The organism is Kitasatospora sp. NPDC097691 (assembly GCF_040302665.1).
Taxonomy (GTDB): domain Bacteria; phylum Actinomycetota; class Actinomycetes; order Streptomycetales; family Streptomycetaceae; genus Kitasatospora.
Map to the genome: position 1 here is coordinate 37,485 of NZ_JBEORY010000028.1, position 12,077 is coordinate 49,561.

At 74.9% G+C, this 12,077-nt stretch carries 12 protein-coding genes; 8 read left to right on the plus strand and 4 right to left on the minus strand.

Annotated features, from left to right (window positions below):
- Positions 1-110: 110 nt before the first annotated feature.
- Together ureG and ABTY56_RS20785 are read left to right on the plus strand one after the other, a co-directional pair.
- Complete coding sequence (ureG, locus tag ABTY56_RS20780; RefSeq protein ID WP_350630416.1) at positions 111-731, plus strand: urease accessory protein UreG; 621 nt, start codon at positions 111-113, stop codon at positions 729-731.
- A complete protein-coding gene (locus tag ABTY56_RS20785; RefSeq protein WP_350630417.1) occupies positions 728-1,741 on the plus strand; it encodes an urease accessory protein UreD in 1,014 nt (337 codons plus the stop codon). Before ureG ends, ABTY56_RS20785 begins: the two co-directional genes overlap by 4 nt.
- On the opposite strand, the gene ABTY56_RS20790 is transcribed toward ABTY56_RS20785, so the two are convergent.
- A complete protein-coding gene (locus tag ABTY56_RS20790) occupies positions 1,738-2,208 on the minus strand; it encodes a MarR family winged helix-turn-helix transcriptional regulator (RefSeq protein WP_350630418.1) in 471 nt (156 codons plus the stop codon). The two genes, ABTY56_RS20785 and ABTY56_RS20790, sit on opposite strands and share 4 nt — an antisense overlap.
- A 79-nt stretch (positions 2,209-2,287) precedes the next feature.
- Between ABTY56_RS20790 and ABTY56_RS20795 the strand changes: the two genes are divergently transcribed.
- From ABTY56_RS20795 to ABTY56_RS20810, 4 genes are all read left to right on the plus strand, one after another.
- Positions 2,288-3,157 carry an NmrA family NAD(P)-binding protein gene (locus ABTY56_RS20795; protein ID WP_350630419.1) on the plus strand — a complete coding sequence of 290 codons (870 nt, stop codon included), beginning with the start codon at positions 2,288-2,290 and terminating at the stop codon, positions 3,155-3,157.
- Positions 3,158-3,173: 16 nt separating this feature from the next.
- Positions 3,174-3,590, plus strand: coding sequence for a hypothetical protein (locus ABTY56_RS20800; RefSeq protein ID WP_350630420.1), 417 nt, complete (start codon positions 3,174-3,176; stop codon positions 3,588-3,590).
- A gap of 235 nt (positions 3,591-3,825) precedes the next feature.
- Positions 3,826-4,113: a hypothetical protein gene (locus ABTY56_RS20805; protein WP_350630421.1), complete on the plus strand. Its 288-nt coding sequence runs from the start codon at positions 3,826-3,828 to the stop codon at positions 4,111-4,113.
- The gene (locus tag ABTY56_RS20810) at positions 4,110-4,742 is read left to right on the plus strand and encodes a restriction endonuclease (protein WP_502893158.1); all 633 of its coding nucleotides are present in this window, start codon (positions 4,110-4,112) and stop codon (positions 4,740-4,742) included. Before ABTY56_RS20805 ends, ABTY56_RS20810 begins: the two co-directional genes overlap by 4 nt.
- Here ABTY56_RS20810 and ABTY56_RS20815 read toward each other — a convergent pair.
- The 3 genes from ABTY56_RS20815 to ABTY56_RS20825 form a co-directional block, all read right to left on the minus strand.
- Positions 4,723-7,686: an NACHT domain-containing protein gene (locus tag ABTY56_RS20815; RefSeq protein WP_350630423.1), complete on the minus strand. Its 2,964-nt coding sequence runs from the start codon at positions 7,684-7,686 to the stop codon at positions 4,723-4,725. The genes ABTY56_RS20810 and ABTY56_RS20815 overlap by 20 nt on opposite strands.
- 4 nt (positions 7,687-7,690) lie before the next feature.
- On the minus strand, positions 7,691-8,200 hold the full coding sequence (locus ABTY56_RS20820; protein WP_350630424.1) for a protein-tyrosine phosphatase family protein: 510 nt from the start codon (positions 8,198-8,200) through the stop codon (positions 7,691-7,693).
- Between the two features lie 140 nt (positions 8,201-8,340).
- Positions 8,341-9,876, minus strand: coding sequence for a helix-turn-helix transcriptional regulator (locus ABTY56_RS20825; protein WP_350630425.1), 1,536 nt, complete (start codon positions 9,874-9,876; stop codon positions 8,341-8,343).
- A 148-nt stretch (positions 9,877-10,024) separates the two neighbouring features.
- Here ABTY56_RS20825 and ABTY56_RS20830 point away from each other — a divergent pair, with 148 nt between their 5' ends.
- Both ABTY56_RS20830 and ABTY56_RS20835 read left to right on the plus strand, forming a co-directional pair.
- On the plus strand, positions 10,025-10,954 hold the full coding sequence (locus ABTY56_RS20830; RefSeq protein ID WP_350630426.1) for an NADP-dependent oxidoreductase: 930 nt from the start codon (positions 10,025-10,027) through the stop codon (positions 10,952-10,954).
- Positions 10,955-11,247: 293 nt separating this feature from the next.
- Entirely contained in the window at positions 11,248-12,039 is a 792-nt protein-coding gene (locus ABTY56_RS20835) for an SDR family NAD(P)-dependent oxidoreductase (RefSeq protein ID WP_350630427.1), read from the plus strand.
- The last annotated feature ends 38 nt before the right edge of the window (positions 12,040-12,077 follow it).

Below are 12,077 nucleotides of genomic sequence, written 5' to 3' on the forward strand. Positions count from 1 at the left end.
CCTTCGAACCCCTGGCCCTTTGAACCCCTGAACCCCTGACCCCTTGAACCTCTGAATCCCTGACCCCCCTGACCCCTTGACGTACGCAACTTCGCACCAGAGGAGGAGAGTTGACCGAGAACGTGCTCCGCGTGGGCATCGGTGGGCCGGTGGGCTCCGGCAAGACGGCGCTGATCGAGGCGCTCGTCCCGGTGCTGATCGCGCGCGGCCACCGCCCCGCCGTCGTCACCAACGACATCTACACCCAGGAGGACGCCCAGCACGTGCGCCGCACCCTGGCCGGGCTGCTGGACCCCGAGCGGGTGGTCGGCGTGGAGACCGGCGCCTGCCCGCACACCGCCGTCCGGGACGACCCGACGATGAACCTCGCGGCCGGCGCCGAACTCCTGGAACGCTTCCCGGACGTCGACACCCTGCTGTTCGAGTCCGGCGGCGACAACCTCACGCTGACCTTCAGCCCGGTGCTGGTCGACCTCTTCCTCTTCGTCCTCGACACCGCCGAGGGCGAGAAGATGCCCCGCAAGCGCGGACCGGGCATCACCGAGTCGGACCTGCTGGTCATCAACAAGATCGACATCGCCCAGTACGTCCGCGCCGACCTCGGCATCATGGAGTCCGACGCCCGCCGGGTGCGCGAGGGAGGCCCCGTGGTGCTCACCAACTGCCTGACGGGGGAGGGGTTGGAGGAGATCGCGGCGTTCCTGGAGACCTTCCGGAAGGTGCCGGCGTGACCGGGGTGCGGGCACGCGTCGCACCGCCGGCGGTACCCCGGCTCGACCCCCGGCACTACGAGCCCGCCCGCGTCCCGTACGAGGTCCGCCGCCACGCCGGGACGCCCGACACCCTCGCGGTCGGGCGCCCCGGCAAGGTCGGGCTGCTGGAACTGGCCTTCGAGAGGATCGGCGGGCGCACCGAACTCACCGGCCACTACCAGAAGTCGCCGCTGCAGATCATGCGCCCGCTGTACTACGACCCGGCCCGCCCCGACCTCGCCGTCACCTTCCTGATGTCCACCGGCGGCGGCATCCTGCAGGCCGACCGGCTGCGCACGGACGTGCGCTGCGGCGCCGACACGGCCGTCCACCTCACCACCCAGGCGGCCACCAAGGTCTACCGGATGGAGCACGACTACGCGACGCAGCTCCTGTCCCTGGCGGCCGGCCCGGGCGCCTACGTCGAGTACCTGCCCGAGCCGGTGATCCCCTTCGTCGACTCCCGCCTCTACCAGCGCACCGTCCTGACCGTCGACCCGGGCGCGACGGTGTTGGCGAGCGAGACCGTGCTGGCCGGCCGCCTCGCGCGGGGCGAGCGCAACGCCTACCGGGTGTTCGCCTCGGACCTCGAAGTGCGCCGCCCGGACGGCCGGTTGGTGGCCCTGGACACCGTACGGCTGGAGCCCGCGCAGCCCGGGGCCGGTGCCGGGGGCAGGGGCGGAGGCGGGGGCGGAGGCGGGGGTGCCGGTGTCGGCGGTCCGGCCGTGCTGGCCGGCCACGACGTGATGTGCAGCCTCTACGTCCTCACCCCGCTCGCCCCGCCCGCGGCGGTCGCGGACACCCTGCACGAGGCGCTGGCCGGCTGCGGTCTGCTGCACGGCGTCAGCGTGCTCCCCGAGGACAGCGGCGCCTGGCTGCGCCTGCTCGGCTCGGACACCCGCGCCTGCGCGGCCGCCCTGCGCTCGGCCTGGGACGCGGTGCGCCGGCTGCTGATCGGGGCCCCGGCGCCGGAACTCCGCAAGACCTAGCGCCCGTCGCTCCCCGCCAGGCGGGCGATCTGGCGGTGGCTGAGCTCCACCGTGCGGTTCATGTGCCGCAGCAGGAAGGCGAGTTCGTCCTCGCTGTCCTCGGTGAAGGTGGCCGCCCAGTCGGCGCCCAGGGTGCGCCACACCTCCCCGAAGCGCTCCAGCGCCTCGGGGCGGACGGCGACCAGGACGCGGCGGCGGTCGGCCTCGTCGCGTCGGCGGGCGACCAGGCCGGCCTTCTCCAGGCGGTCGACCAGCCGGGTGGCCGAGCCGCTGGTGAGGCCGGTCAGCTCGGCGATCCGGCCGGTGGTGACCGGGCCGTCCTCCAGGGTGAGCAGGTTGAGGCACTGGACGTCGGTGGGGTGCATGCCGAGGTGGTCGGCGACGGCCTGGTTGAACAGCACGTAGGAGGCCAGGTAGCGGCGCGAGACCGGCCACAGCCGCGCCATCAGTTCGTCGCGGGTCGTCATGGGGGAAGGGTAACCGGCCGGCCGTCGCCCGCCGGATAAATAGTTGCGCAACGCAGACATCTCTTTCTATGTTGCCTGCATGACGCAGATAAATCAGCTCCCCGTTGCCGTCACCGGCGCCACCGGCGCCCAGGGCGGCGCCACCGCCCGCGCCCTGCTGGGCGCCGGCCGCCCCGTCCGCGCCCTCACCCGCGACACCGGATCGCCCGCCGCCGCCCGACTCGCCGCGCTCGGCGCCCAGGTGGTGCACGCCGACTTCGACGAGCCGGCCACACTGGCCGCGGCGCTGGACGGCGCGGGCGCGCTGTTCGCGATGTCGACCCCGTTCGGCGCGGACCTCGACACCGAGGTCCGCCAGGGCGCCGCCCTGCTCGACACGGCGGCCGCGGCCGGTGTGCGGCACGTGCTCTTCACCTCCGCCGCCAACGCCGACCGCTCCACCGGCATCCCGCACTTCGACACCAAGCAGCGCATCGAACAGCACCTGGCCGGCCTCGACCTGCCCTGGACCGTCATCGGCCCGGCCGCCTTCCTGGAGAACTACGCCAACGACTGGACCCTCCCGTTCCTGCGCGCGGGTGTCTTCCACCTCCCCATGCCGCCCGGCGTCCCCCTCCCGGTGATCGCCGCCGAGACCATCGGCGCCTTCGCCGCCCACGTCCTCACCCACCCCGACGCGTACACCGGCCGCCGGATCGACATCGCCTCCCAGTGGTGCACCGGCGATCAGATCGCCGCCGCGATCGCCGCCGCGAGCAGGCGGCCGATCCGCTTCGAGGAGGTGCCGCTGACCGTCGTCGAGACCTACTCCGAGGACCTCGCCGCGATGTTCCGCTACTTCCGGGAACCCGGCCTCGACATCGACACCGACGGCCTGCACGCCGCCCACCCGGACATCGCGTGGCAGTCGCTGGAGGCCTGGGCCGCCGCCCGGAGCTGGGACCTCTGACGGGTACCGTGGCGGGATGGCCCCGAGGACACCGCGCAGGATCCACGTCGACGGCGGCGACTACCGCTGGACCGTCCGCTCCCGGGACGCCGGTCACGTCGTGGTCCGGGTCTGGTCGGACGCCCCCGAGTACTCCGAGCGTCCCGAGCGTTCCGAGCGCTCCGAGGGCACCGGCCGTGGCAGCCGCGCCGGCCGGCCGCTGGAGGTCACCGTCCGCTTCGACGACCCCTGGCTCCACTACGGCGTCCTGCTGACCGCCCCCGCCGAACGCATCGCCGAGGTCTTCCGACTCGCCCCGGTCACCCCCGCCCTGACCGCCGCCCTGGTCCGGGCCGGCCTCGCCGCCGGCTGGCGGTCCGAGGAGCCGGGCGCACCACGGCGCTTCACCATGGACGGCGAGCCGGACCGCTTCACGCTCCGCCCGGAGGAGTGAACGGCCGACGGGCGCCGGGAAGTGCACCGTACGAGCCGGGCACCTTCGCGCCAACCTGACGGCACGGCATCGGTGCTGCCCGGCGGCGGTGCCGGGGGCCGCCCGCCCGGGGCGGGCCGGAGTGTCGGGTGGCCGGTTCCGGACGGTGCGGTCGTGCGTGTGCCGAGGAGTCGCTGCTACATCCGATGGACGGGTCGGCGGCGCATCGGGCGCCGTGCCCCGCTCGGGAGGCGCAGTGGCACACCAGGACGACCGGATCTTCGTACGGGCACACGTCCGCCGTCGGCCGAGACCCGGTGGCGCGGCCGCCGCCCGGGGCAGCGGCTGGGTCATCGCCGGGGCGGTCGCGGCGTTCTGGCTCTGGAGCCGCTTCGTCGGGTTCTCCGACACTCCGCCCGCCGCCCCGCCGCCGACCCCGGTGTCCACCGCGGTGCCGACCGCGGTGCCGACCGCCGTGCCGGCCGCGGTGCCGACCGCACCCGGGCCCACGGCCTCCGTGCCCGCCGAGACCGGTGCGACCTGATGGCCCGCACCGTCCGCATCCGCCGCCCGCGCGGTGCGGGGGAACGGCTGGGAGCCGCCCTGGTGGCGTTGGCGGCCGCCGTGCTCGTCGTCGGCGTGGTCCAGTCGCTGCTGCGGTCCTGGGTGTTCCTCGCCGTGGTCTCGGCCGGCTGTCTGCTGTCCGCCGCCCGTGGCCCCGCCCTCGACCGGGCCCGCACCAAGCGGCTCGCCGCCCTGCGGATACCGCTGGCCACCGTCGACGCCATGGACGACCGGGCCTTCGAGTTCGCGCTGCGCGACCTCCTCGTCCGGGACGGCTGGAGCGCGCGGCAGGTCGGCCGGCAGGGCGACCAGGCGGCCGACGTCATCGGCCACCACCCGCGGCTCGGCCGCATCGTGCTGCAGGCCAAGCACACCAGGGTCGCGGCGAAGGTCGGTGTGCACGTGATGTACCAGGTGAAGGGCACCGCCGGCCCGGCCCACGGCGCCGACGTGGCCGTGGTGGTGACCAACGGCGGCCTGACCAGGGACGCCAAGGCCTGGGGCGACCGGCACGCCGTCCACTGGCTGGACCGGGCGCGGCTGGCGGCGTGGGCGGAGGGCGGGGTGCCGCTGGAGGAGGTGCTGCGGCTCAGGAGGCGGCGGAGGTGAGGCGGGCGGCGGCGGCCAAGCCGGACCGGGCGGCGTCGCGGACGGACTCCTCGGCGTCGGTGGCCGCCGCGTGCTCCAGGGCGGCCCGGGTCCCGGGACGGCCGGGCCACTGCCAGGCGAGCATGGTCAGTGCCCGGCGGCGCACCTCCCGGCCGGGATCGCCCTTCGCCCGGGCGTGGATGACCGATTCGGCGTCGTCGGGGGCGAGTACCGCGTAGTGGCCCAGCGCGGCGCCACGGACGCCGTGGTCCGGGTCCGCGGTGACCCGGTCGAGGAGGAGCAGCACCGTCTCGGGGTGCGAACCTCGGTACTGGGCCAGGAGGTTGACGGCCTTCAGTCTCAGTTCGGAGTTCTCCGAGCCCGTTGCGACCCGGGTGAGCAGCGCGGCGGTCGCGGGGTTGTCGGCGTCCAGGTGGGCGAGGCCTTCGAGGGCGCGGCGGCGGGTGCCGGGGCTGCGGTCGTGCAGCGCCCGGTCGAGCAGCACCGGCAGGACGGCCGGGGTGTCGGTCCGCCAACGCGCCAACTCGCGGACGGCCGTCTCCCGGACGCTGTTCTGCAGGTCGCCCGTGGCGCGGTCGAGGAACACCGGCAGCGCCTCGGGGTGTGCGGGCCAGGACCGCGCGAGGGCCTGGAGGGCGTCGCACCGGACGGATCCCGTCAGGCCGTTGGCGGCGAGGTCCAACAGCTGTAGCGGGTCGCCCGTGGCCCCGGGCTCGGAGGTCGTGGGCGGGAGGTCGACGATGTCGCGGCCGACGAACATCGGTGAGGCCAGGGCCGCCTCGACCTCCGGCAGCAGCGGCACGACGTCCGGGTGGTCGGGCCATCCGTCCGCCAGTTCGAACAGCACCCTCATCCGGAGCAGGAAGACGGACTTCTCGGCCGCGAGCGCCAGGAGTGCGGGCACGATGCCGGGATGGCTGCTCCACCGGCGGGCCAGCGCGGTGACGGCGGCGTGCGTGTTGTCCCCGGGGCCGAACGCGGCGAGGGCCAGGGAGGTCTCGACGGCGGTGTGGAAGGCGACCGCCACGGTGACCTTCGCATTGGTCGACGAGGTGAACTGCCCGTGCAGGTGGAACCAGCGGAGGTAGCGCTCGCGCCCCGTCCAGCCGGGAACCGCGCTCAGGGCGGCCAGCGGGGCGAGCAGCGAATCGATCTTGAACGCGACGGTGGTGTACCCCGAGAGACGGCTGGTGAGGCCGTCGATCGCGCGGTCGCTCTGGGCCCGCAGCAGCCCGATCTTCCGCACCTCGGCCAAGGACCGGATCGCCAGGATCAGCGAGGTGTCGTCGCCCCGGTCGAGCAGGTGGTCGATCGCCGTCGCCGCGTCGGGCTCGCTCAGCCGGTTGACCACCAGCAGCAGCACCTCGTGCCACGCCGGATCGTCTGCCCTGCGCGCGAAGACCTCCTCGATCAGGCCCTCCGGCGTCCACTCGCGCTGCACCGTGTAGCGGTGGACGATGTCCTCCGCCGCCAGGTGTTCCAGGAACGCGCGGTGCACGAAGCCGTACACCTCGCCGCCGTACCTCGCCAGGATGAAGTTGCGCTCGCGCAGCTGGTCCCGCAGGGCGCGGGCGGCGGCGAGGCACTGGTGCACCGGGAGACCGAACTGGCCGAAGTAGTCCCGGAACACGCACTCCAGCTCCTGCGCGTGGATGTGGTTGCCCGCGATGCCTCCGGTGCCCTCCTGCATCCGGCGGGCGAGCAGGCGCAGCAGTTCCATGCGCTCGCGGTCGTCGAGGAGGTCGATGGCCTCGGCGGCGCCGGGCTTCAGCGGGGTGCTCAGGTGTTTGGTGTCGCGGTCCCAGTGGGCGACCAGGACCCGGACGGCGTGCTCGTAGACGCCCCGGCGGTCCCTGGGCAGGGTCTGGCGCCGGCCGATGATCGCGAGGATGGTCAACAGCAGTGGATTCCCCGCGAGTTCGCGGATCGGCCGGGAGGCGTCGACCGCGTCGGTGATGCGTTCGACCAGCCGGGCGGCGAGTTCGGGGTCCGCCGGGCAGGCGATCGTGTACCAGCGGCGGGCGAAGTCGGCGATCCGGCCGCGGTCGAGGTCCTGCAGCATGAAGTGCGTGAAGCCGGCGCCGCCGAGGGCCGCGCGCTGGTAGCCGATGACCCGCGAGGTGACGACGACGCGCGCCCGCTCGTAGCGGGCCGCGAAGGCGGCGATCCGTTCGGCGGTGGCGGCGCGCACCCCCGGGTCGAAGAGCTCGTCGAGGCCGTCGAAGACGATCACGACCCGGCCCTCGTCGAGGAGTCGAAGCAGTTCGGGCCGGGGGAGGGACATCCCGGCGACGCGGTGGCGGTGGTCGAGGAAGTCCTCGAACGTGCCGTCGCGCCAGTGCCCTTCGGCGTACTGGCGCAGTTCGACCACCAGCGGGACCAGTCCGTCCAACGGGGCGAGCGGCCCGGCACCCCCTTGGCAGAGGGTGAGGGCCAGGTAGCGGGCGAGGGTGGACTTCCCCGAGCCGGGATCGCCGAGTAGGACGACCCGCCGGCCGCGCGGTCCGGTCAGGACCGACAGGGCGTCCTCGGTCGGCCGGTCCAGGTAGTCGTCGCGCAGCTGCTCGACGGCCGGCCGGCCGAGCCCGGGCGGGAGCGCGTCGCCGGCGAACTCGCCGTACGCCGACAGCCGTTGGACCAGTTCGCGGGGCAACTCCACCGGCGGCGGGTCCTCCCGGACCTGCGGGGTGACGAACACCTCGCGCAGCTCCACCACCGGGTGCTCGCCCTGCTCGGAGAGCGGGGTGAGCACCTCCAGGTCCAGACGGCCGTACGTCTCCCGCACCCGGCGGGCGTACCCGGCGCAGGCGGCGGCCATCGACCCGGCGGTGACCGGCGGCCCGTCGTCGTCGGCGACCAGGTTGATCGTCCCGGCCTGGTAGACCGCGCCGAGGACCGTTCCGGTGACGCGGTTGGTCGTCGTGTCCCGAGGTTCCCCACCCATGAGGTCAGGCTAGCCGCTCCACGAACTTCCTTTGCCACGGCGTCTCGACGGCGTACCGGCTGTAGTGCTCGCGCACGTACGCGACCGCCTCCGCGGCCGGGACGCCGTCCAGCACCGCGATGCAGGCGAGCGCGGTGCCCGTGCGACCGCGCCCGCCGACGCAGGCGAGTTCGACGCGTCCGGTGGCGGCGCGCTCCCAGGCCTCACGGAAGGCGTCGGCCGCGTCCGCGCGGTCGCCGGGCAGCCGGAAGTCGGGCCAGCGGACCCAGCGGTGCTCCCACGCGATGCCCGTCGGCGGGCGGCCCAACAGGTAGAGGCCGAACGTGGGTCGGGGCCCGGGCGGCAGCGGGCGGCTCAGGCCGCGGCCGCGCAGCAGGCGGCCGGAGGGCAGGCGCAGCAGACCGGGGGTGTCGGGCGCCCAGGGGGTCGGCTGATCGGTGTGATCGGCGCGGTCGGACGGGTGGGCCGGGTGGGCCGGGTGGATCGGGTCGGGTCCGCGGGTGGGGTCGGTCATGTGGCTTCTCTCCGGGGGGATTTGTCGGACTCCGTGGGCGCCCGACGAGCACCGGGCGCCGGGCATCGGCCGTCGCACGCAGGGCCGGACAGGGCGGGACAGGGCGGGGGACGGGACGGGACGGGGCGCGGGTGCCGGGCTCAGGACGCCACGTGCAGGCCCACCGTGCCGCCCGGCAGCCCGGCGCGGTGGGCCAGGGCCGCCGCCTCGCCGCGCGAGGCCACGCCCAGCTTCGCCAGGATGTTGGCGACGTGGAACTTCACCGTCGACTCGCTGATGTGCAGCGCGGCGGCGATGTCGCGGTTGCGGCGGCCCTGGGCGAGCTGGTCGAGGACCTCCAGCTCCCGGGGCTGGAGGCCGTCCAGGGGGTCGGTGGCGAGGGCGGGCTCGGGGAGGGCGAGTGGCAGGTCGACCGTCACCGTGGTGCCCCAGCCGGGGACGGCTTCGACGGTGCAGCGGCCGCCGAGGGCGGTGATGCGGTCGGTGGTGCGGTGGACGGCGAGGGCGTCGAGGGCCAGCACACCCATGCCGTCGCCGCGGACCACCGCCCGCAGCGCGGCGCCGTCCGGGGTGAACTGCCAACTGACGTGCAGGCGGCTCGGCTTCTCCTGCTCCAGCATCAACAGGACGGCCACCCGGACGGCGTCCCGGGCGGTGTGCGCGGCGTCGGCCGGGACCGACCGCCCGGCCTCCACCGGGGGCGCCGCGTCCAGCCGCACCTTGGTGTGCCGCAGCAGCGGGCGCAACTCCCGGGCGAGCCGGGCGAAGGCGGCGTCGGCCGGCTCCTCGCTGAGCGTGCGGTCCAGGTCGGCGCCCCGGCGCAGGTCGAGCAGGGCGGTGACGGCCAGTTCGGTGGCGTTGCGGCGCGCGGTCGCGTCGTCCAGGTCGGGCGAGCGCAGCGGCGCCAGGACGGCGCCGAGCGCCGCGCTGTGGGTGCCGGTGAACTCGGCGATCGCGCGGGCACGGGCATTGGCGGAGGCCCGGGAAGCCGCCGCGTGCTTGGGGCCGGCGTCGGTGGCGCGGTGGTCGGAGTGGGCGATGACCAGGTCCCACAGCTGCTGCAGGACGGCGAGCGCCCCCGGCGCCACGGGGTGGGCGTTCGCCCGGACGAGCACCAGGACGGCGCCGTGGCCGGCTCCCGGTGCGGTGCCGTCGCCCGGTGCGGGGCCGTCGCCCGACGTGCCGCTGCCCGAGGTGTTGCCGCCCGAAGTGTTGCCGCCCGCGGTGGTCGAGACGACGACCACCGGGCGGACGCGGCCCGCGAGTTCGGCCTCTCCCTGCCAAGGCCGGCCCGCCGAGGTCGTCGCGGTGGTGTGCTCGGCCAGCCGGGACAGCTCCAGGCTGCTGACCCCCTCGGTCAGCTCTGGCAGACCGTAGGCGTGCGTGGGGGAGTGGGTGCACACACCGCTGAGCTGGGCGACCGCCACGTGCGGGACGAGCGTGCCGAGCATCGTGGAGAGGCGCAGCAGGAGGTCCGGCCGCGGCGTGCGCAGCACCTCGACGGCCCGGGCGAGTGCGTCCTCGGGGCGGCCCCAGGACTCCCGCCACTTCTCGTCCGCGCCGTTCGCACCGTCCGCGCCGTTCGGGTTGCCCGTGTCGTTCCTGCTGCCCGTGCGGCCGGTGCTGCCCTGGTCGTTCCTGCCGCTCGTCCCGCGCACGCCGTTCACACCATCCATGCCGTCGAGCCTAGTCCGGTCGCGATCGGATCCGCCTGGCCGTTCGGACAGGTCGAACCGTCCGAACGGCAGGGTCCCCGGCTGCGACGCCGGGACCAGGATGGGAACCGTCGGAAGTACCGAACCACCAGAACCCCAAGGAGATTCCATGACCAAGGCGATCGCCTTCCACGAGTACGGCAGCGCGGACGTGTTGCGCCCGGTCGACCTCGACCTGCCCGCCCCCGGGCCCGGCCAGGTGCGGGTCGCGGTCCGCACGGTGGGCGTCAACCCGCTGGACCACAAGGTGCGCAGCGGTGCGATGGCCGAGCTCTTCCCGGTCGCCTTCCCGGCCGTGACCGGCTACGAGGTGGCCGGCGTGGTGGAGGCCCTCGGTGAGGGCGTGAGCGGCTTCGCCCCCGGCGACGAGGTGTTCGGCGCCGTGATGGGCGGCGGCTACGCCGAGCACGTGCTGGTGCAGGTCGAGCTGCTGGGCCGCAAGCCGGCTTCGCTCGGCTGGGAGGAGGCCGCGGCGATCCCGGTGGCGGCCGAGACCGCCGAACGGGTGCTCGACGTCCTCGGCGTGCGGGCCGGCGAGACCCTGCTGGTGCACGGCGCGGCCGGCGGGGTCGGCACGGTGCTGCTGCAGTTCGCCCGGGCTCGCGGGATCACCGTGATCGGCACCGCGAGCGAGGCCAACCACGACCACCTGCGCGAACTCGGCGCGATCCCGGTGACGTACGGGGAGGGCCTGGCCGAGCGGGTGCGGGAGGCCGCCCCCGGCGGCGTGGACCGGGCGCTGGACGCGGCCGGACAGGGCGGGGTGCTGCCGCTGTCCATCGAGCTGACGGGCAGTGCGGACCGGGTCCTGACCATCGCCGACTTCGTGGGCGGGCAGCAGCACGGCGTCCGCTTCACCGGCGGCTCCGAGGGCGTCGACCACCTCCACCAGCGCGCCTACACCGCCGCGCTCGCCCTGCACGAGGCCGGCACCCTGCGGCTGCCGCTGCACCGGGTGCTGCCACTGGCGGAGGCGGCCGAGGCGCAGCGGATCAGCGAGCAGGGGCACCTGCGCGGCAAGATCGTCCTCACGGTCTGACGCCGCGTGCGGATGCCGCCCGTACCCCGGCCCCCCGGCCACCCGTGTGGAGCGACGGGTGCTGCTCCCCCGAACGGGCCGGGGTGGGGGCCGGACGCGGGTGGCAACGACAGCTGTCCGTCGCGCCGTTGGCCTCGTGGCCGCTCGTCCTCGCGGGTGCGCGCCACCCGCCGAGGTGCCGCCCGCCGAAGCGTCGCCCGCCGAGGTGCCGCCTGCCGAGGTGCCGACGCGCCGATCGCGGGACGGTGGCGGAAGGCCGCCTGCCGCCCGTTCCGGTCGGTAGAGTCGCGGCCATGGTGACGGTGGACGCGGCGGGAAGCCCCGCGACCGGTCGGCTGGCCGGTCGCTCCTGCGTGGTGACGGGTGCGGCGAGCGGCATCGGACGGGCCGTCGCCGAGCGGTTCGTCCGCGAGGGCGCGTCGGTGGTTGCCGCCGATGTCGACGCCGCGGGGCTGGACCGGCTGGCCGGGCAACTCCCGGGCGCCGTCAGTACGGTGGTCGGCGACGTGGCCAGCGACGAGGATGCCCGCCGGATGGTCGCGGCCGCCGTGGAACGGCACGGCCGGCTGGACGTCCTGGTCGCCAACGCCGGAGTCATCCCGCTGATGGAGATCACCGAGGCCACCGCGGAGGACTGGGACCACGTGATGGCGGTGGACGGCCGCGGCATGTTCCTCACCTGCAAGTACGCGATCCGGGCGATGACCGCCCAGGAGCGGCCCGGCGGCGCGATCGTCTGTCTCTCCTCGATCTCCGGCGAGGCCGGCCAGCGCGGCCAAGCGGTTTACGGGCCCGCCAAGTTCGTCGCCTCCGGCCTCACCAAGCACCTCGCCGTCGAGTGGGCCGACCGCGGCATCCGGGTCAACGCCGTCGCCCCCGGCACGATCACCACCGAGCGGGTCGCCCGCCTGCGCGACGAACCCGGCGGGCCCGAGTACCTCGCGGCCATCGAGAAGCTCCACCCGATGGGCCGCCTCGGCGCACCGGACGAAGTCGCCGCCGCCGTCCTCTTTCTGGCCTCCGACGACGCCTCCTTCATCACCGGTGCCGTCCTGCCCGTCGACGGCGGGTACCTGGCGCAGTAGCGCGGGCGGCAGATCAGGCAGATCAGGCAGATCAGGCG